The sequence below is a fragment of the Mesorhizobium sp. M0514 genome (genome assembly GCF_040321145.1).
GTDB lineage: Bacteria > Pseudomonadota > Alphaproteobacteria > Rhizobiales > Rhizobiaceae > Mesorhizobium.
The window spans coordinates 24,647-43,920 of record NZ_JAMYQZ010000021.1; the positions used below are offsets into that span (position 1 = coordinate 24,647).

A 19,274-nucleotide genomic window follows, 5' to 3' on the forward strand; every position below is an offset into this window, starting at 1 on the left:
GCTTCCTCCCGCGCTCGTTCTTGGCTCCCGCCGCTTCCCTCGGTCGGGAGCCTCTTTTTTAGGGCCTATCGATATTCGGGTGAGGCCGGCCTGCGCATGGAGGTTCCCTGCGCTTCCGGTGCTCGCGTACTTCAAGTACGCTCCGCTCCGGTTCTCGGGAACCACCATTCTCGACTCGGCCTGACCCGAATCTCGATAGACCCTACATGGGTGCTTCCGAAAACTTAGCCGGCGGCGACCTGGTCGGCTATTGCCGAGAGTACGCCGCGGACGTCCAGCGTCGAGAACGGCTTTTCCAGGATTTGCGGGCGCTGCGGCGCCGGCAAGGCTTCGATCTCGGCCTTGGCGCCGATCAGGTCGCCGGTGACCAGCACGAAGCGTTTGGCCAGCGCCAGGTTGTCGGCGAGCAATTCGCGGTAGATGGCAATGCCGCTGGTGCCGGGCATGCGCAAGTCGGAAAAGACGATGTCTGGCGGCATGTGGCCGGTCAAGGTCGCCGCCGCCGACGTCCAGGCCGGCACGACCCGCGACTTGATACCCATCAGTTCCAGGATGTCGGAGAGGGAGCCGGCGACGTCGGGTTCGTCGTCGATGATCAGCGCATGGCGCAAGCCGCTGGAACGAGCCGGGCTGTCGCCGGCTGCTGCCGCGCCGCCGGTGATTACCGGCAGCTGGACGACGAAGCGCGCGCCACGCGGCAGCACCTCCTCGAACCAGATATTGCCGTTGTGGCGCTCGACGATCGATTTCGAGATCGACAGGCCGATGCCGGTGCCGACGCCGACCGGCTTGGTGGTGAAATAGGATTCGAAGATGCGGCTGCGGATCGCCTCGGGAATGCCCGGTCCGTTGTCCTCGACCGAAAACCCGGGGTTGCCGCGATCGCTGCGGAATGTCCGCACCTTGATCAGGCGGTCGCCGCCGATACCGGCCAGAGCGTGTTGGCTGTTGATCAGGAAATTGGCGGCCACCTGCGTGACGTGGTCGGCATCGGCCATCGCCAGCAGCGGGCCGGGCGCGAAATCGGTGTCGATGATGATGCCGCTCGAGCGTGCGCCATAGGCGGTTACTTCGAGTGCGGCGCGGATCACCTGGTTGAGATCGGTCTCGGCCTGCGCCGCCGGATGCAGGCGCACCATCGACAGGAAGCTTTTGACGATGCGGCCGCAGCGCTCGGCAGCGGCGCGCACTTTCTCGGCGCGAACCTTGGTCTGCGGGTCGGTGGCGAATTCATGCAGCAGCGTCGACTGCGCAACGACCACGGCGAGCGGGTTGTTGAGCTCGTGCGAAACACCGGCCAGCAGTGAACCCATCGCCGCCATCTTCTCGTTCTGGTGCAGTTTTTCGCGCTGGCGGTTGATCTCTTCTTCGGCGCGCAGCTTATCGCGCAGATCGCGGATCGAACCGAAGATGAGCTGACGGTCAGCCACCCGCATCTCGGTCGCCGTCAATTCGATGGGAAACACCTCGCCGGCCGCATTCTGTGTCACGGTCTCAAGCCGTTGGCCAACCATCGGCGCGCCGCGGCCCGACATGTATTCGGCGCCCGAGACATAGCCCTTGCGGTAATATTCCGGCACCACGGTATCGAGCAGGTCCTTGCCGAGGATGTCGCTGCGCTGATAGCCGAACATCTTTTCGGCGGCCGGATTGAATTCGATGATCGAGCCGGTCTCGTCGATGACGATGATGGCGTCGAGCGACGCCTGCAGCATGGTGCGGCGGATGACTTCGCTGGCATGGGCGTCGGACGGCGAGTGCTCGATGGCGTCGCCGATGGCGAGCGCGATGATGTGCATCGTCGCCTCTTCCTCTTCGGTCCATTCGCGCTCGTTTAGGCAGTCATTGACCGCGAACGTGCCCCACAGATGACCGTGCGCGAACACCGATACCGACAGGAACGACTTGATGTGCTGCTTTTCGAAATCGGCCCTGAGGAACCCGTCGAGATCGCGCGTATGGCCGGCGAAGATCTTGCCTTGCCGCTCGTCCTCTCCAATCCGCTCCAGCAGCGGATCGGTATCGACGATCGACTGCATGATCACCGTCGGCGAAGCCAGTTCGCCGCCGAAGCGAGGATCGATCCAGTAGGCGGCGACCGATTGGGCGAAGCCCTGGCCGGGCAATTCGCGCAGCCTGAACAGGATGCCGCGCTGGCAATTCATGGCGCTGCAGAGCGTTTCGAGGATGGTTTCCATCTCGCGCTGCCAGTCGCCGGCATCGCGCAACCGGCGGACGACGCGCACAGCCGCCATCGCGGCGCTCTGGCGAGCGCCTTGCGGGTCCATACGTGGTGCTGGTTCAGCGGTCATGTCAGCCATCAGTAAAGGGCCGTCGAATTAGGCAGCTATGGAGCATTTCACGAAAAAGGTGAAACGCTCCATGTTTCAATGCAATCCCGAACGGAAAATCGCTACGCACTGTTCCTGGAATTGCTAGAGCGTTTCACCGTTTCACGGAAACGGAGAAGCCTCTATCTCTTTGTTTTTACGCAATTCCGGGCGGAAAACCGCGTACACTTTTCCTGTAATTGCTCTAGTGCCCGTCACCGGTCGGCAGCGAGAAGATATAGCCTTCGCCGCGCACTGTGCGCAAAAATTTCGGATTGGCCGGATCGGTTTCGATCTTCTTGCGCAGCCGCATGATGCGAATGTCGACGGCGCGCGACGATTCAGGATCCTCAACAAAACCAATCGCCTCGGAGATCGCCGATCGCGTCAACAGCCGGTTGGCGCGGGTCAGGAAAACCTCCAGCACATCGAACTCGCTCTTGGCCATGTCGATGACGGCGCCGTTGGCGCCGGTGACAAGCCTGCCGTCGAGGTCGGCCTGGAACGGGCCGAAGGTCAGGCGGCGGCCGCCATCGGCTTGTGTCTTCGCCGCCTGGGGCGGGCTCGGCTGCGGAACGCGGCGCAGCACGCTGCGCACACGAGCCAGCACCTCACGCAACTCGTAGGGCTTGACGATGTAGTCGTCGGCGCCAAGCTCCAGCCCGACAATGCGGTCGAGTGCGGTGCCGGCAGCCGTGGCATAGATGATGCCGACCGGTATTTTCGAGCGCAGCCAGCGGCCGAGCGACAGTCCGTCCTCGCCCGGCATGGCGATGTCGAGAATGGCCAAATGAAACGATTCCGTCTCCAGCAAGGCGCGCGCCTCGGCCGCGCTTCCGGCCTGGGTCACATCGTAGCCGTTGGCGCCGAGATACTCGGCGACCGCGTCCCGGAGATCGGGCTCGTCCTCGACGATGACAATCCGTGCCCGCACTATGGCCTCGCTCCCGCTTTCAGCGGAAAGTAGATTGGGTATAAACATGATGTCCAGCACTCATATCCGGTTGCGGGGGAACGGGAAGAAAAACATGGCTGCACGATCCGTCATCGCGCTGGTTTCCGTCGCCGATGTGGTGGCCGGCGATCTTGCCGATCATCTCGACCGGCGCGGCCATGACGTGCGCGAGGCGCGGCAGCCCTGGGAAGCTGAATCCCTGCTTTCGGCCGGAGGCATCGATATCGTCATCGTCGGCGACAGCCTCAGCCAGGCGGAAGGGCGGGACCTGCTCAGGCGTTATGGCGGCGGCCAGAGCGCGGACGGGAAGGCGGGGCCGGATTTCATCCTGATCTGCCGGCCGGCCGATCTGGTCGACAAGGTGCTGGCGCTCGAGCTTGGCGCCGCAGATGTCGTCGAAAGTCCGCTCAATGTCAGGGAGCTTGCCGCGCGCATCGGCGGCCTGCTGACGCGGCGCGGCAGGTCCGCCCAGGAACTGATCGTGCTGGAAAATGCCACCGTCGATTTGCGGTCGGCCATCGTCATGCACCGTTCGGGTACGGAAGAACAGCTGTCGCCGGGCCAGGTGGCGCTGCTCAGGCTGTTTCTGGCCAGCCCGCGCAAGGTGCTGACGCGCGACGACATCATTGCGGCGGCGCCCGCCGAAAATGCCGATGCCTTCGACCGCTCGATCGATTCGCGCATCGTGCGGCTGCGCCGCAAGCTCGACACCGAAACCATCACAACTATACGCGGCGCAGGCTACCGGTTCGACCCGCCGACGCAGCGCGCCGACTGAGGGTCGGGAGGCTGGATTGTTCCTCGGCTCGCCCAAAAAAGCTGCGCAATCTCGGGCGCCATGCATAGGCGTCAGCGCACCACCAGAAGCGATGGTCCCGACGGCAATTCGCTGGCGACTACGATTTCGCTGGCGGCATGCGCGCGGTCCTTCAGGAGAACCGTGGCGAGACCGGCAAAGCCGAGCAGGCCTTGTGCATAGAGCAGTACCGAAAGCACGGAGGCTGCAGATTTCGTCTTCATCGGTTGTCCCCAAAAATCAGAACCGCGGGTGCTTCAGGATAAACCCGAAGTGCCCGCGTCGCCCGGAGCCCCCCGTTGCGACGCGGGCCTTCGGTCCTCTCGGCAGCAAGTTGCCGGAGGGGCCGCGCATCCACTTCAACCCGAGGCCGACCCGCCAGAGGGCCCTGAGACGGTTGATGCGCAGACTGGAGACAATCCAGACCAAGGCTATGAACAGCGCGGCATGCAGCGTCGAAATCTCACCCGAATTCATCACCGCCAGTTTCGTCAATCGGGGTGCCGGCTACTGTGCCGATGCCGCCGACGACAAATGCGGCGATGCTTATCCTGAAGAGCCAGGACAGGGTGGTTGATTTGATGCTCATTTTCGTTGGCGCCGGCTGTTCTCGTTGGGATGACTGTGCCGCGAGCCTGTAACCAGATCATGCCGCCCAGGCCGCGCTTTGTTGCAAGTCGGTTTCGAGCGAAGCCAATCTTCTTTCATATAAGGACATCAGCACTTTCGTTTGGGGGCGCGGTGCGTGATCGGGAGTGCGCAGCGAAGACGGGAGCACGCTCCTTGTTGTCCACCTTGCTTGTTAACCCGTGGAAACAGATTCGAAACACAAACGAGCGTCGATCGAAATCAGCCTGAAACATGACGCAGGGATAAGCGGCCATCGAATTGACGCCGGCCGGGCCGGCAAAGGGGAGCCATCATGTACAAAGCCATTTCCGCCAAACTCATCAACGCCGCCGCCGCCGCTGCCGGCGCCGCGCTTCTGCTTGGCGCTGCCAACAGCACCGCCCATGCCGCGGCAAACCAGATCGTCGCGCGAGTTTCGCTGTCGCAGCAGACCATGGAAGTGCTGGTCGATGGCCGGCCGACTTTCGCCTGGAAGGTCTCGACCGGCGACAGTGCGCATGTCACGCCGACCGGCTCGTTCAAGCCGACCCGCATGCACGAGATGTGGCATTCGAAGAAATACGACAACGCGCCGATGCCGCACTCGGTCTTCTTCAGCGGCGGCTACGCCGTGCATGCGACCAACGCCATCAAGCGGCTGGGACGGCCGGCGTCGCATGGCTGCGTGCGGCTGCATCCCGACAATGCCGCCGACTTCTACCAGTTGGTCGAAACCTTCGGCCCGACCAACACCAGCATCGTCATCGTCAAGTAGCAGACTGCGTTTGGAGCGATGGTGCAGCGCAGCCGGACAGGTCATGCCGCACCGCAAGTTCCCGCCTTGGAGCTCCATCGGGGCTTCGCGGTAAATCAATCCAGTCAAAAAAAGAGGCCGGAAATTTCCGGCCTCTTTTCGTTTGTTCGCTGACGCCGTTCGCGCTCAGTCCGCGTGCACCGGCATCAGCTTCGGGTCTGGCTTTTCGGCGTGGTGCGGCAGGTCCTTGCTGGCGATGAAGGTGTAGAACATCGGCACCACGAACAGGGTGAACATGGTTCCGACCAGGATGCCGGTGAAGATTACGAGGCCCATCGAATAGCGCGCCGCCGCACCAGCACCACTGGACACGATCAGCGGCACGACGCCGAGCGCCATCGCCGCTGTCGTCATCAGGATCGGCCGCAAGCGCACCTTGGCCGAGGCGACGATCGCATCGCGCCGCCTCATGCCATGCAACTCGCGCTGCTGGTTGGCGAACTCGACCAGAAGAATGCCGTGCTTGGTGATCAGACCTATCAGTGTGATCAGGCCGACCTGCGTGTAGATATTGAGCGTTCCAAGCCCCAGATTGAGCGGCACGATGGCGCCAAAGATCGACAGTGGCACCGCCATCATGATGATCAGCGGGTCGCGGAAGCTTTCGAACTGCGCCGCCAGCACCAGATAGATGACGATTACGGCGGCTGCGAACGCGATAAGGATCGTGTTGCCTTGCTCCTTCTCCTGCCGGGACTGGCCGGAATAATCGATGAAGAAGGTATCGGGCAGGCTCTCCTTGGCAAGGTTCTCCAGGGTCTGCAGCCCGTCGCCCGTGGTGACGCCGGGAAGCGGCAGCGCTGATATCGTCGCCGAGTTCAGCTGGTTGAACTGCTCGATCGCGGCCGGCGCGGCGTTGGTCGAAATCTTCACCACCGCTGAAAGCGGCACCATTTCGCCGGTCACGCTACGCACGAAATATTCGCCGAGCTTCTCGGGATTGTCGCGGAATTCCTTCGGCACCTGCGGGATGATGTCGTAGCTGTTGGAATCGCGGTCGAACTGAGCCACTTCGGCGCCGCCGACCAGCAGCGTCAGCGTCTGGCCGATGTCGGCGATCGGCAGGTTGAGAGCCGCCGCGCGGTCGCGGTCGATGGTCACCGTCACCTGCGGAGCGTCAAAGGACATCGAGTTTTGCACGACGATGAAGCGGCCGGAGGCCTGCGCCTTGTTCTTAATCTGCTCGGCCGCCTCGTAGACCTCGGCGGAACCACCGGTCGAGCGCACCACCATGGAGATCGGCAGGCCGCCGCCGGAGCCCGGCAGCGTCGGCGGCGCGAAGACGAAGGCCTCGACGCCGGCCACCTTGCCGAGGCGTCCCTGGATATCGGCTTGAAGCTCCTTTGAGTTGCGCTGGCGCTCGGCCCAATCCTTGAAGGCGAAGCCGACAAAGGCGCCGTTGGTGGCGCCGCCAAAGGCAACGGCGGAGAATTGCGCCCTGGTTTCGGGAATGTCCTTCACCAAGCCGAGGATCTGGTTGACGTAGGTCTCGGTGTAGTCCGAGGTCGCGTAGCGCGGTGCCGTCACGATCGACAACAGGAAGCCCTGGTCCTCTTCCGGCGCCAGTTCGCTCGAGGTCTTGGTGAACATGAAGCCGGTGAGCGCAACCAGCGCCACGACCATCAGCAGCGTCACCGGTCGATTTCTCAAGGAGGCGGTTACCGCCCGCTCATAGACATGCTCGACACGGCTGAAGGTTCCGTCGACGACGCGCTGGAAGCGACTGTGCGATCCCGCCTTGAGCAGACGCGCCGCCATCATCGGCGTGATGGTGACGGCTATGAGGCCGGACAGCACCACCGAACCGGCGAGCGTCACCGCGAACTCGCGGAACAGCGCACCGGTCAGGCCGCCGGTGAAGGCCAGCGGCGCGAACACGGCGGCGAGCGTGATGGTCATGGCCACGATGGCGGAGAAAATCTCGCGCATGCCGTTGAAGGCCGCCTGCATCGGCGACATGTGGTCCTCCTCCATGTGGCGATGGATGTTCTCCACCACCACGATAGCGTCGTCGACGACAAGGCCGATGGCCAGCACCATGGCCAGCAGCGACAGAAGGTTGATCGAATAGCCGACCGCAAACAAAAGGAAGCAGACGCCGACCAGCGACAGCGGGATGGTCACGATCGGCATCATCACCGAGCGGAATGAGCCGAGGAACAACAGGATGACCACGACGACGATGGCGACGGCTTCGGCGATGGTCTTGAACACTTCATCGATCGAGGCGCTGATCTGTTCGGTGGAATCGTAGACGATTTCGATGGTCATGCCTTTCGGCAGCGTCTCTTGAATCAAAGGCACGATCTTGTGGATCGCCTCCGCCGTTGTCAGCGGGTTGGCGGCCGGCGTCGGGAAGATGGCGAGGAAGGTGCCGGGCTTGCCATTGAAGCTCACCCTCGTGTCGGTGCTCTCGGCGGCAAGCTCGACTCGCGCCACGTCGCGCAAGCGCACCACCTGGCCGTCCGTCGAGCGCAGCGGAAGCTCGGCAAAGGCCTCAGGCGTCTGCAGCGTCGAGCGAACCGTGATCGAGGAGACGACATATTCGTTCTCGGTGTTGCCGGGCGCCGACAGGAAGTTGGAGTTGTTGATCGCCGCCAGCACTTCGGCGGCGGTGACGCCACGCGCAGCAAGCTTGACCGGGTCGATCCAGACCCGCATCGAATATTCCTCGGCGCCGAAGATCTGCACGTCGGCGACACCTTCGACCGTCGACATGCGGGGCCGCACGACGCGCTCGATATATTCGGTGAGTTGCTCCTTGCTCATGTTCGGATTCTGCATCGAGATGTACATCATCGCGAACTCTTGGCCGGTGCCCTTGACGATGACCGGGTCCTTAGATGCATCCGGCAAGGTGCCGCGTACGCCCTGCACTTTCGACAGGACCTCGGTCAGCGCGACATCCGGATTGGAGCCGAGCTTCATCTGGACGACCACAGTGCTCGAAGACGGCCGGCTGGACGAGGTGACGTAGTCGATGTTCTCGGTCGAGGCGACGGCCCGCGCGATCGGGGCGGAGATGAAGCCCTGGATCAGGTCGGCGCTGGCGCCGGGATAGGCGGTGGTGATGGTGATCGCCGTCTCGTCAACCTTGGGATACTGCCGGATCGACAGGTTGAAGATGCCCTGGAAACCCAGGAGCAGGATCATACAGGCGAGGACGGTGGAGAGGACCGGCCGGCGAATGAAGATGTCGGAAAAGTTCATTGCTGAGCCTGCTGGTTCGCCGACTTGCTGGGGTCAATGGTGTTGTCGACAGCGACGGACATGCCGTTGAAGAGACGGTTTTGGCCGGCGGTGACGACCTCGTCTCCAGCCTTGATGCCCTCGACGATCTCGACCATGCCGTCGTTGCGGCGGCCGGGCTTCACGAACACCTGCGACAGCACGAGCGCCGGCTTTTCCGGTTCTGCCGCGGGCTTCGCGGGGTCGGCAGCCGGCTTGTCCGCGGGCTTCGCCGCGGCGTCTTCGGCAGCCGGTTTCGCGTCTGCCGGCTTTGCATCTGCCGCCGGCTTTGCCGCGTCGGCCCCTGCAGCAGGCTTTTCCTCGGGTTTCGCGGCCGGGGCGCCTTCCGCCGGCTTCGCCGGAACGACGACGAAGACGAAGTCGCCATAGAGGCTCGACGTCAATGCCGTCTGCGGCAAGGACAGAATGTTTTTCTCCTGCGGCAGCTCGACGCGAACCTGGACGAACTGGCCGGGCGTCAGCTTGCCGTCAGGGTTGGCGACCTCGCCGCGGACGGACACCAGGCGGCTTGAAGCGTCGATCTTGGGATCGATGCCGTGAATGGAGCCGGCAAACGGCATGTCGGCGCCGCCGCCGGTGCCGCCGAGGCCGAGCCGCACCGCCTGGCCTATCTTGAGCAGCGGCAGCTGCTGTTCGGGTACCGAGAAATCGACCCGCATGGTGTCCAGATCCTGCAAGGTCACCACTGCGTTGCCGGGCGAGAGATATTGGCCGAGGTCGATCTTGGGGATGCCCACGGTGCCGGCGAACGGCGCCGTCAGCTGCTTCTGATCGAGCACGGCCTGCAGCTTGTTGACCTGCGCGGCGGAGGCCGATGCAGCGGCTTGAGCGGTGTCGAGCGTGGCATCCGTTCCGACGCCGCGCCGCTGCAGCTCCAGCGCGCGTTCGAGCGCCGTCTTGTCGGACACGGACTGCGCCTTGGCCGCGACCAGATCCGCGCGTTCGACGGCATCGTCGAGCTGCAGCAGGACCGAATCGACCGGCACCTTCTGGTTGGCATGGAAAAGGATGTCCTTGACGATGCCGCTGGTCTCGACGGTAAGGTCGACACCGCGCACGGCGCGTACCGTGCCGATCGCCTCGACCCCCGGCGTCCAGTCGGAAGGCTTGACGACAACCGTCGATACGGTCGTCGCCGGCGGCTTCATGGTGGCGAAATACTGTTTGATAGCGTTGTCGCGGAACAGGTTGAAGCCGACAACGCCGACGCACACCAGAGCGAGCAGAAGCAGAATTGCGGTGATAGAGATGAAGCGCTTCACGAACTGTCCCCTCGGCCGATGTCCGGCAAAATAGCCGAATAGCGGGACACTTATCGACGCCAGGTCCCGATTACAAATGACGGCGAACTTACTGTACCGTCTGGACGGTCTTGTCAATTCCGCCTAGGCTGGTGCGGGGGAAGGGATCGATGAAGACCCAAAGGGCAAATTCGCGCGACAAGATACTCGCCGCCGCCGCCGATGTCGCACGCGAGACCGGTCCCGGCAGCCTGTCGCTTGACGCCGTCGCCAGCCGCGCCGGCGTGTCGAAAGGCGGCCTGTTATATAACTTTCCGACCAAGGCCAAACTGATGCAGGGCCTGGTGGAGAATTACCTGCGCGCGTTCGAGCTGGCGCTGGAATCGGGCCGTGTCGCCGGCGCCAGCGGCGAGAGCCTCCTCGCCACCTATATCCGGCTCTCGGCGGATGATTGTGAGGAGCCGAAGCCGACGGCTTCGTGGATATTCTCGGCGATCGCCGAGGATCCGGATTTCCTGACGCCGATAAAAGCCTTCAAGTCACAGCTGCTGCAGCGGCTGAAGAGCGAGACGCCGGACCTCAAGACGCTGCTGGTCTGCTTTCTGGCCATCGAAGGGCTGCGCAGCATGAACCTCTTCGATTCCGACGTGCTGTCCGCCGACGAGCGCCACTTGCTGGTATCGGCCCTACTGGAGATTGCGGGATAGCTCAGGGCGTCGCGGTCGAAGAAGCGATACGGGCCGGGCGGAAAGGACGGTTGGTGAGCGGCAGGGCATAGGCACGCATCACGACATCGGCGATTTCAAGCTACAGCCCCCCTGATTCGTTGGATCGATGCTTCAGGAATGACTGCGCGAATGCGCGGCCGACTATGTTGCGCCGCACCATAACACTGCCGTGCAGCCTTGAGACGGCGCTCGGCGAGGCCGGCAAAGCGCGTTTTAGGGCTGTGATGGCGCCGGCATATGGTTATGGCATTGTCATGTTGCGGCGCACAAACTATGTGCCTTTGTAGTCCTCCTAACAGTCGCGAGATCTCCATGGGTTCCCTTTCTTCGAAGAATGCGCTCGTCACCGGATCGACCAGCGGCATTGGCCTGGCCATTGCCCGCGCCCTTGCCGCCGAGAGCTCCAACGTCACGATCAACGGCCTTGGCGAAGCCGCGGCGATCGAACAGGAGCGCGCCGGCATCGAGAAGGATTTCGGCGTCCAGTGCCGCTACTCCGGCGCCAACATGATGGACGGCGCAGCGGTGACCGCCATGGTGCGCGAAGCCGAGCAGGCCTTAGGCAGCCTCGACATTCTGGTCAACAATGCCGGGATACAGCATGTCGCGCCAATCGAGGAGTTTCCCGACGACAAGTGGGAAGCCATCATCCGCATCAATCTGCTTGCCGCCTTTTACGCGATCAAGGCCGTGGTGCCCGGCATGAAGGCGAGCAAATGGGGTCGCATCATCAACACCGCGTCGGCGCATGCACTGGTCGCCTCGCCGTTCAAGTCGGCTTACGTCTCGGCCAAGCACGGCATAGCGGGTCTGACCAAGACGGTAGCGCTGGAAGTCGCGCAGGACGGCATCACCGTCAACGCCATCGCGCCCGGCTATGTCTGGACGCCACTGGTCGAAAAACAGATCCCCGACACGATGAAGGCGCGCGGCATGACCGAGGAACAGGTCAAGCACGACGTGCTGCTGGCAGCGCAGCCGACGAAGCAATTCGTCACCGTCGAGGAGCTCGCCGCGCTGACCCTGTTCCTGTGCTCTGACGCAGCCAGACAGATCACCGGCACCACCTTGCCGATGGATGGCGGCTGGACGGCGCAGTAGGCGCGGTCCCCCGGCGCCGCTCTTTCCTTGACAAAGGCGAAGGATCAATCCAGCATTGTGGCAAGGGGTTCCTTCGCGACGACCCCGTGAGGCGTCAGCCCAATGATCGCGTCCAAACTCTCACTCTGGAGGTGGACGCCATGCCGTCAACAACCGCAATCACCGTAGCGCAGCTTTCCCGCCTTGTCGGTCTGTCCGACGCGCCTGTTCTTGTCGATGTGCGCATCGACGAAGACTACGACGCCGATCCGCGCCTGCTTCCGGCCTCGTGCCGGCGCGACTTCAAGTCTGTTTCGAGCTGGGCGGCCGAGTTCACGGGGGCTCATGCTGTCGTCATCTGCCAGAAGGGGCTGAAGCTCTCGCAAGGCGTTGCCGCATGGCTGCGCCATGAGGGCATTGCTGCCGAATCCCTTGAAGGCGGCTTCGAGGCGTGGCAGGCGGCCAAGGGACTTCTGGTCAAGGCCGACAAGATACCGCCCCGCGACGACAAGGGCCGCACGGTCTGGGTGACGCGTGCCCGCCCCAAGGTCGACCGCATCGCCTGTCCCTGGCTGATCCGCCGCTTCGTCGATCCCTCGGCGGTGTTCCTGTTTGTCGAGCCGTCTGAAGTGCTGGCGGCCGCCGATCGGTTTGGGGCGGTTGCCTTCGACATCGACGACGTGTTCTGGAGCCATCGCGGCGAGCGCTGCACCTTCGACACGATGATCGAAGAGTTCGGGTTGCGGTCCGAAGCGCTCGATCGCCTTGCGCTGATCGTGCGTGCAGCCGATACGGCGCGCCTCGATCTCGTACCGCAGGCGGCCGGGTTTCTCGCTGCATCGCTCGGGCTGTCGCGCATGTTCCGCGACGATCTCGAACAGCTTGATGCCGGCATGCTGCTCTACGATGCGTTCTTCAGATGGTGCCGCGACGCCACTGACGAAACCCACAATTGGCCCAGCGCGGGCAAAGCGCCATGAGCGCCCTCGCCGCGGACGACAATGCACAGACTACCGAGGCTCCGATCGTCCCGACCTTCCGCCAAGCCGCGAAACTGTGGGCAAGGATCGGCCTGCTCTCCTTCGGCGGGCCGGCCGGACAGATCGCGCTGATGCACAAGGAATTGGTCGAGGATCGCCGCTGGATCGGCGAGCAGCGGTTCCTGCATGCGCTCAACTACTGCATGCTTCTGCCGGGCCCCGAGGCACAGCAGCTCGCCATCTATATCGGCTGGCTGCTGCATCGGACCGCCGGCGGCCTCGTTGCCGGCATTCTGTTCGTGCTGCCCGGTGCGTTTGTCATGCTGGGCCTCAGCATCTTCTACGTGCTCTACAATGATGCGCCCGTCATCGAGGCGCTGTTTTTCGGCATCAAGGCGGCGGTGCTGGCCGTCGTCGTCGAGGCGGTCCTCCGCATCGGCAAACGGGCGCTCAAGAACCGGGTGATGATGGCGATCGCGGTGGCCGCGTTCCTTGCCATCTATGTCATCAGGCTGCCGTTTCCGCTGATCATCCTGGTTGCAGGGCTGACCGGCTGGATCGGCAACCGCTTGGCACCGGCGCGTTTTTCCGGAGCCGCACGCGGCAAGGACAATTTGCCCGATGTCAGGGGCGCCGTCGACGTCATGTTCGAACGCGGCGAACTCGCTCACACCAAGCCGACGAAATGGCACGCGCCGCGCACCATCGCGATCTGGCTGCCGATCTGGCTCGGGCCGGTCGTACTGATCCTGGCGCTGACCGGCCCTGCCAGTGTTTGGGCACAGCTTGGCGGCTTCTTCAGCCTGATGGCGGTGGTCACATTCGGCGGCGCCTACGCCGCGCTCTCCTATGTCGCGCAGGCAGCCGTGACCTCGTTCGGCTGGCTGGCGCCGGGTGAAATGGTCGATGGGCTTGGCCTGGCCGAGACGACGCCGGGACCATTGATCCTGGTGCTGCAATTCGTCGGCTTCGTCGCCGCCTATCGTCACGCCGGTGCGATGGGACCGCTTGTCGCCGGATCGCTCGGCGCATTGCTGACGCTCTGGGTGACGTTCGTGCCGTGCTTCTTCTGGATCTTTCTCGGTGCCCCCTACATCGAAGCGCTGCGCGGCAACAAGGCACTGTCGGCGGCGCTGAGTGCGATCACGGCGGCTGTCGTCGGCGTGGTGATGAACCTTGCGCTGTGGTTCGCACTGCATGTCGTCTTCGGCGCGGTGCACCGCGTTGGCCTGGGCATGGAGGTGCCGGTGCTGTCGTCGCTGGATTGGCGTGCCGCGCTGCTGGCGGCAGCCGCTATGGTCGCCATGCTGAAACTGAGGATCGGCATGCTGCCGACATTGGCCGGCTCGGCGCTGGCCGGACTGGCGCTGCTGGCCTTGCCTGCGTAGCGTCCGAAGGCGCGACCAGCCATTATCACAGCCGGATTTTTGAGGTATGCCGGGCCGGCGCACAACGGTCGCGGGCGCTGGTAGGATCAGCGCTGGCCCCGGAGATACCCTTTACGTCGAACCCGATACCGCCAAGCTGAACCTGCTCGACGCGGAGAGCGGCGCGCTGGCGAACTGATTTGACGAGGTTGGCCGAGCTGTTCAAAGTCGATCCTGGATCGCACAACGGGATATGACATGGTGGATTCCGATCGGATCGACAAGCTGATCGCAGGGGTGCCCCCCGCCTTGGCGCTTCGTGCCGGGCTGGACCTTGGCATCTTCACCTGGCTCGGCGGCGATGCTGCGACTGCCGACAGCCTTGGGGCAGCGCTCAAAGTCGAGCCCGCTCGTCTGTCGCGGCTCCTCTACGCGCTCGCCAGCATAGGTCTCCTCGACGTCGAGGATGGTCAGTTTCGCAACGGAGCCGAAGCGTCGGAGTTTCTTGACGCGTCCAAGCCGACCTATCGCGGCGGCGATCATGTGCTGCTGCGCGAACTCTGGGGAGCCGACCTTTTGACCGCAGAGTCGCTGCGGCAGAACCGGCCGGCCGCGCTGCACGACTTTTCCGAAGCGGGGCCAGAATCCGCAGCGGCCTTCAGCCGCATGCTCGCACCGGGAGGGGTGATTTTCGGCCGAAATCTCGCCCGTGAACTGGACTTCTCGGCGGTCAGTTCGGTGATCGACATCGGCGGCGGCGCCGGGACCATTCTGGTCGGTCTTCGCGAGCGATGGCCGCATATTGCGGCGACTTTGATGGAACTCCCGACGGTCGCGGCGGTCGCACCAGCGATCCTGTCGGAATACGGTGCCGGCGATGTGGTTGTCGAAGAAGGCGACATAACGGTCGCGCCATCGACCGGCCGGCATGACTTGGCAATCCTGAAGGCTGTCGTCCAGGTCCTGCCGCCGGACCAGGCGCGCAGTTCGATCCTGAACGCGGCGCGTTGCCTCACCCAAGGAGGCGAGATCGCAATTGCGGGGTGGGGTGTCGTCGATGACGACCGTCTCGGCCCGCCTGAGGGTGTCTTTCTCAATCTCACCTTCCTGAACCTTTACCGCGCAGGCGAATCGTACACGGAAGGTCAGTATCGCGGGTGGATGGCCGAAGCTGGGTTCCGGGATATCTCCAGGTCGCAGCTGACCGACGGCACCACGTTGTTTCGTGGGCGCCTCACGGACTGATCGTGGCTGCTGGTGATCCCGACAGGAATCGAACCTGTGACCTACAGATTAGGAATCTGCCGCTCTATCCTACTGAGCTACGGGACCACGCGGCCCGACACATAGCCGCTTCCGATCGTTTCGCCAAGAGGGCTCGCCGAAGGCAATGAAGAGGCCGGCCGAAGGCAATTCGGCCGGCCTTTCGGCGGCATATGTCAGGCTGCGAGCGCCGTTTCGGCCAGTTTTACCCAGTAGCTCATGCCGTGCGGGATGACTTCGTCGTTGAAGTCGTAGGCCGGATGGTGGAGGCCGGCGGTCTCGCCATTGCCGATGAAGATGAAGGCGCCAGGGCGGGCTTCCAGCATGTAGGAGAAGTCTTCGCCGCCCATCACCGGCTGGATGGCGCGGTGGACCTGGGTGTCGCCGGCGACATTTGCCGCGACATCGCCGGCAAAGACCGTTTCTTCCGGATTGTTGAAGGTCACGGGATAGTTGGCGTCATAGTCGACGGTGATCGTCGCGCCGAAGGCGGTGGCTATTCCTTCGCAGATGGTGCGGATGCGCTCTTCCGATTTCTTGGCGATCTCTTTCTTCAGCGTGCGCACCGTGCCGGCGATCTCGGCGGTCTCGGGAATGACGTTATAGGCGTCGCCGGCGTGGAATTTCGTCACCGAAACCACCACCGCCTCGACCGGATCGGTGCTGCGCGAAGCGACCGTCTGCAGGGCGCCGACCAGCTGGCTGGTGATGACGATCGGGTCGATCGTGCCGTGCGGCATCGCCGCATGGCCGCCGCGGCCCTTCACGGTGATGGTGAACTCGGCGGTCGCCGCCATGATCGGACCCGGCCGGATGGCGAACTGGCCGACCGGCAGGCCCGGCATGTTGTGCATGCCAAAGACGCGCGAAATGTCGAAACGCTCCATCATGCCGTCCTTGACCATCTCGTTGCCGCCGCCGCCGCCCTCTTCGGCCGGCTGGAAGATAACCGCGACCGAACCGGCGAAATTGCGCGTTTCGGTCAGATATTTGGCGGCGCCCAAAAGCATCGCCGTATGGCCGTCATGGCCGCAGGCGTGCATTTTGCCAGGCACGGTCGAGGCATAGGGCTTCCCGGTGATCTCGTTGATCGGCAGCGCGTCCATGTCGGCGCGCAAGCCGATGGTCGCGCCTTGCCCCTTGCGGCCATGGATGATGCCGACGACGCCGGTCTTGCCGAGGCCCGTCACCACGTCGTCGCAGCCGAATTCCTTCAGCTTCTCGGTGACGAAGGCGGCGGTCTTGAAGACATCGAAATTCAGTTCTGGCGTTTGGTGCAGATGGCGTCGCCAGCCGGCAACTTCATCCTGCATCTCGGCGGCGCGGTTGAGAATCGGCATAATGGTTCCATCTCGCTGTTGGAGCAGACGATCTGGCCTGCTTGATTGCAATTGTGATTGCCATGCTTGTTGCCATCTTGGCACTTTGCCATCTTGGCGTCACATAGGGTAAATAGCACCCCAGACAATGTGATCCGGAAATTGAGGGCCGGATCAGGTCATGCTGGCCATCGCGTAACGAAATCTTACGGAGCCAGGGGCGACTACGGCAAGAGGCGATTTCGGATTCCATGATGCGGCACAGCCATATCCTCAAATTACTGCTAACGGGCGGCTTGGCGCTACCTATGCTGGCTGGGCCAGGTTTGGCCAATCCGGTGATCCTGTTCGACCTCAACAGCGGCAAGGTTCTGCAGCACCAGGACGCCTTCAAGCGCTGGTATCCCGCTTCGCTGAGCAAGCTGATGACCGCCTATGTCACCTTCCGGGCGATTGCCGCCGGCGAGGTCCAGCTCGATTCACCGATCAAGGTGACCAAGCATTCGGCGGGCGAACCGCCGAGCAAGATGGGCTTCAAGCCGGGCTCGGTGATGCGGCTCGACAATGCGTTGAAGATGATGCTGGTCAAATCGGCCAACGATATCGCCATGGCCATCGGCGAAAACATAGGCGGCTCGCAGGCCGGATTCGCCGTTCGCATGAATGCGGAGGCGGCGCGGCTTGGCATGACCGGAACGCATTTCGTCAATCCGAACGGCCTGTTTTCGCCGGAGCAGTACACGACGGCGCGCGATCTTGCCCTGCTGGTGATGGCGATCCGCAAGGAATTCCCGCAATACGCCCCCTGGTTCTCGATCGAAGGCCTTGCCGTCGGCAAGAAGGCGATCTCCAACTACAATCTCTTGATCGGGCGCTATCCCGGCGCCGACGGCATGAAAACCGGGTTCGTCTGTCCCTCGGGCTTCAACATGATCGGCTCGGCGACACGCAATGGCCGCACGCTGGTCGCGGTCGTGCTCGGCGAAAAATCGGCGATCAGCCGTGCCGAGACCGCCGCCAGGCTGCTTGACCAGGGCTTTGCCATGCCCGACCCGCACTGGCTCACGGTCGCGGCCATGCCTTCCTATGGCGATACCATGTCACCCAACGACATGCATGATGAGATCTGCAGGAAGAAGGCGCCGCACGAGCAGTCCGAGGCGGCTCCGCCGGTGGCCGCGAAGGGCGCCGACGTGCCGAAATCGCCCTATCAGGAAAAGCTCGACCACGTGCCGACGCTGGTTGCAGTCGGCCTCGGCGGCGCCACCGGGCCGGCGCCGAAGGCGATGCTCGACCAGGGCGGCCAGGAATACGCCGATGTGCCGCTGCCGAGCTGGCGGCCAGACATTCCGGCGCCAAAGGGCGCCGAACCGGCCGTGGTGGGCCAGGCAACCGCGGTGCAGGGCGACCAGCTGGTCAAAGCCGCGAACTAGGCGATGGCTGGCTTTCCGATACCCGTCACGGTGGTCACCGGCTTCCTAGGGGCCGGCAAGACGACATTGCTCAACCGGCTGCTCAAAGATCCGGCACTGGTCGACACGGCCGTCATCATCAACGAATTCGGTGAGGTGGCGATCGACCACCTGCTGGTCGAGCAGGCCTCGGAAGGCATCATCCAGTTGTCCGACGGCTGTCTGTGCTGCACGGTGCGCGGCGAACTGGTCGATACGCTGGCTGACCTCGTCGACCGGCTGCAGACCGGCCGTATCGCCCGCCTTGCCCGCGTCGTTGTCGAAACCACCGGGCTCGCCGATCCGGCGCCGGTGCTGCAGTCGATCATGGCGCATCCCGCCCTTGTGCAGGCCTTCCGACTTGATGGCGTCATCACGCTGGTCGACGCGGTCAACGGCAATGCGACGCTCGACGGCCATGTCGAGGCGGTCAAGCAGGTGGCGGTCGCCGATCGCATCGTGCTGACCAAGGTCGATCTGGCCAGCGATCCCGGCGACGTCGATGCTTTGCGAACGCGACTCCATCAGCTCAATCCAGGCGCCGTGGTGCTGGACGCCGGCGACGGCCGAACCGGCGTCGCGGCGCTGTTCGATTGCGGCCTCTACAATCCGGCGACCAAATCCGCCGATGTCCGGCGCTGGCTCGGCGAAGAAGCCGCCTATGAGCACCATCATCATCATGATCATGACCACGGCGAGCATGAGCATCACCACCGCCACGATTCCCGCGTGCGCTCCTACTCGCTGGTCCATGACGGCCCGGTGCCGTTTTCGGCGATTGAGATGTTCCTCGACCTGCTGCGTTCGGCGCATGGCGACAAGCTTTTGCGCATGAAGGGCGTCATCGAGCTTGCGGAGGACCCGTCGCGGCCGCTTGTCGTCCACGGGGTGCAGAAGATCCTGCATCCGCCGGCGCGGCTGCTGGCCTGGCCGGACGGCCAACGCGGCACCAGGCTGGTGCTGATCACGCTCGACATGCCGGAAGATTATGTGCGCCGGCTGTTTTCCGCCTTCACCAACCGGCCGTCGATCGACACGCCGGATCGCGCGGCGCTGGAGAGCAATCCGCTGGCGATAGCCGGGGGCTGATTG

The 19,274-nt window shown here is 63.6% G+C and carries 16 protein-coding genes and 1 tRNA gene; 9 read left to right on the forward strand and 8 right to left on the reverse strand.

From position 1 onward, the window contains the following. Positions 1–224 precede the first annotated feature (224 nt). A complete protein-coding gene (locus NKI61_RS11355; RefSeq protein ID WP_352811861.1) occupies positions 225–2,312 on the reverse strand; it encodes a PAS domain S-box protein in 2,088 nt (695 codons plus the stop codon). Between the two features lie 223 nt (positions 2,313–2,535). After that, positions 2,536–3,264 (reverse strand): response regulator, encoded by a 729-nt coding sequence (locus NKI61_RS11360; RefSeq protein WP_023670064.1) that lies wholly within the window; start codon positions 3,262–3,264, stop codon positions 2,536–2,538. 94 nt (positions 3,265–3,358) lie between these two features. On the opposite strand from NKI61_RS11360, the gene NKI61_RS11365 reads away from it, so the two are divergent. Next, complete coding sequence (locus NKI61_RS11365) at positions 3,359–4,063, forward strand: response regulator transcription factor (protein WP_023670063.1); 705 nt, start codon at positions 3,359–3,361, stop codon at positions 4,061–4,063. Positions 4,064–4,134: 71 nt separating this feature from the next. On the opposite strand, the gene NKI61_RS11370 is transcribed toward NKI61_RS11365, so the two are convergent. Together NKI61_RS11370 and NKI61_RS11375 are read right to left on the reverse strand one after the other, a co-directional pair. After that, on the reverse strand, positions 4,135–4,305 hold the full coding sequence (locus tag NKI61_RS11370) for a hypothetical protein (RefSeq protein WP_023670062.1): 171 nt from the start codon (positions 4,303–4,305) through the stop codon (positions 4,135–4,137). Positions 4,306–4,544: 239 nt separating this feature from the next. Then, on the reverse strand, positions 4,545–4,670 hold the full coding sequence (locus NKI61_RS11375) for a hypothetical protein (RefSeq protein WP_352811856.1): 126 nt from the start codon (positions 4,668–4,670) through the stop codon (positions 4,545–4,547). 333 nt (positions 4,671–5,003) lie between these two features. On the opposite strand from NKI61_RS11375, the gene NKI61_RS11380 reads away from it, so the two are divergent. Beyond that, positions 5,004–5,465, forward strand: a complete 462-nt coding sequence (locus tag NKI61_RS11380; protein WP_352811854.1) for a L,D-transpeptidase — start codon at positions 5,004–5,006, stop codon at positions 5,463–5,465. A 165-nt stretch (positions 5,466–5,630) separates the two neighbouring features. Here the strand turns inward: NKI61_RS11380 and NKI61_RS11385 are convergent, their stop codons facing one another. Then, the gene (locus NKI61_RS11385) at positions 5,631–8,714 is read right to left on the reverse strand and encodes an efflux RND transporter permease subunit (RefSeq protein ID WP_023696405.1); all 3,084 of its coding nucleotides are present in this window, start codon (positions 8,712–8,714) and stop codon (positions 5,631–5,633) included. Beyond that, positions 8,711–10,015: an efflux RND transporter periplasmic adaptor subunit gene (locus NKI61_RS11390; protein ID WP_352839548.1), complete on the reverse strand. Its 1,305-nt coding sequence runs from the start codon at positions 10,013–10,015 to the stop codon at positions 8,711–8,713. The genes NKI61_RS11385 and NKI61_RS11390 overlap by 4 nt, the downstream gene beginning before the upstream one ends. Positions 10,016–10,164: 149 nt before the next feature. Here NKI61_RS11390 and NKI61_RS11395 point away from each other — a divergent pair, with 149 nt between their 5' ends. From NKI61_RS11395 to NKI61_RS11415, 5 genes are all read left to right on the forward strand, one after another. Further along, entirely contained in the window at positions 10,165–10,701 is a 537-nt protein-coding gene (locus NKI61_RS11395; RefSeq protein ID WP_023670057.1) for a TetR/AcrR family transcriptional regulator, read from the forward strand. A 333-nt stretch (positions 10,702–11,034) separates the two neighbouring features. Further along, a complete protein-coding gene (locus NKI61_RS11400; RefSeq protein WP_352839550.1) occupies positions 11,035–11,823 on the forward strand; it encodes a 3-hydroxybutyrate dehydrogenase in 789 nt (262 codons plus the stop codon). Positions 11,824–11,963: 140 nt separating this feature from the next. Continuing rightward, positions 11,964–12,782, forward strand: a complete 819-nt coding sequence (locus tag NKI61_RS11405) for a chromate resistance protein ChrB domain-containing protein (protein WP_023670055.1) — start codon at positions 11,964–11,966, stop codon at positions 12,780–12,782. Continuing rightward, positions 12,779–14,170 carry a chromate efflux transporter gene (gene chrA, locus NKI61_RS11410; RefSeq protein WP_352839552.1) on the forward strand — a complete coding sequence of 464 codons (1,392 nt, stop codon included), beginning with the start codon at positions 12,779–12,781 and terminating at the stop codon, positions 14,168–14,170. Before NKI61_RS11405 ends, chrA begins: the two co-directional genes overlap by 4 nt. A 237-nt stretch (positions 14,171–14,407) precedes the next feature. After that, the gene (locus tag NKI61_RS11415) at positions 14,408–15,394 is read left to right on the forward strand and encodes a methyltransferase (protein WP_023742909.1); all 987 of its coding nucleotides are present in this window, start codon (positions 14,408–14,410) and stop codon (positions 15,392–15,394) included. A 10-nt stretch (positions 15,395–15,404) separates the two neighbouring features. Here the strand turns inward: NKI61_RS11415 and NKI61_RS11420 are convergent. Together NKI61_RS11420 and NKI61_RS11425 are read right to left on the reverse strand one after the other, a co-directional pair. Further along, positions 15,405–15,481, reverse strand: a tRNA-Arg gene (locus NKI61_RS11420). 107 nt (positions 15,482–15,588) lie between these two features. Further along, a complete protein-coding gene (locus NKI61_RS11425) occupies positions 15,589–16,752 on the reverse strand; it encodes a M20 aminoacylase family protein (RefSeq protein WP_023742908.1) in 1,164 nt (387 codons plus the stop codon). Between the two features lie 233 nt (positions 16,753–16,985). Between NKI61_RS11425 and NKI61_RS11430 the strand changes: the two genes are divergently transcribed. Both NKI61_RS11430 and NKI61_RS11435 read left to right on the forward strand, forming a co-directional pair. Further along, positions 16,986–18,164 (forward strand): D-alanyl-D-alanine carboxypeptidase family protein, encoded by a 1,179-nt coding sequence (locus tag NKI61_RS11430; RefSeq protein ID WP_023742907.1) that lies wholly within the window; start codon positions 16,986–16,988, stop codon positions 18,162–18,164. A gap of 3 nt (positions 18,165–18,167) precedes the next feature. Beyond that, entirely contained in the window at positions 18,168–19,271 is a 1,104-nt protein-coding gene (locus NKI61_RS11435; protein WP_023737431.1) for a CobW family GTP-binding protein, read from the forward strand. Positions 19,272–19,274: the final 3 nt, after the last annotated feature.

Bases quoted from the DNA above. Each gene is read 5' to 3' on its own strand.
- NKI61_RS11355 (WP_352811861.1), bottom strand. From the start codon at position 2,312: ATGACCGCTGAACCAGCACCACGTATGGACCCGCAAGGCGCTCGCCAG.
- NKI61_RS11365 (WP_023670063.1), top strand. From the start codon at position 3,359: ATGGCTGCACGATCCGTCATCGCGCTGGTTTCCGTCGCCGATGTGGTG.
- NKI61_RS11370 (WP_023670062.1), bottom strand. From the start codon at position 4,305: ATGAAGACGAAATCTGCAGCCTCCGTGCTTTCGGTACTGCTCTATGCA.
- NKI61_RS11375 (WP_352811856.1), bottom strand. From the start codon at position 4,670: ATGAGCATCAAATCAACCACCCTGTCCTGGCTCTTCAGGATAAGCATC.
- NKI61_RS11380 (WP_352811854.1), top strand. From the start codon at position 5,004: ATGTACAAAGCCATTTCCGCCAAACTCATCAACGCCGCCGCCGCCGCT.
- NKI61_RS11385 (WP_023696405.1), bottom strand. From the start codon at position 8,714: ATGAACTTTTCCGACATCTTCATTCGCCGGCCGGTCCTCTCCACCGTC.
- NKI61_RS11395 (WP_023670057.1), top strand. From the start codon at position 10,165: ATGAAGACCCAAAGGGCAAATTCGCGCGACAAGATACTCGCCGCCGCC.
- NKI61_RS11400 (WP_352839550.1), top strand. From the start codon at position 11,035: ATGGGTTCCCTTTCTTCGAAGAATGCGCTCGTCACCGGATCGACCAGC.
- NKI61_RS11405 (WP_023670055.1), top strand. From the start codon at position 11,964: ATGCCGTCAACAACCGCAATCACCGTAGCGCAGCTTTCCCGCCTTGTC.
- chrA (WP_352839552.1), top strand. From the start codon at position 12,779: ATGAGCGCCCTCGCCGCGGACGACAATGCACAGACTACCGAGGCTCCG.
- NKI61_RS11415 (WP_023742909.1), top strand. From the start codon at position 14,408: ATGGTGGATTCCGATCGGATCGACAAGCTGATCGCAGGGGTGCCCCCC.
- NKI61_RS11425 (WP_023742908.1), bottom strand. From the start codon at position 16,752: ATGCCGATTCTCAACCGCGCCGCCGAGATGCAGGATGAAGTTGCCGGC.
- NKI61_RS11430 (WP_023742907.1), top strand. From the start codon at position 16,986: ATGCGGCACAGCCATATCCTCAAATTACTGCTAACGGGCGGCTTGGCG.
- NKI61_RS11435 (WP_023737431.1), top strand. From the start codon at position 18,168: ATGGCTGGCTTTCCGATACCCGTCACGGTGGTCACCGGCTTCCTAGGG.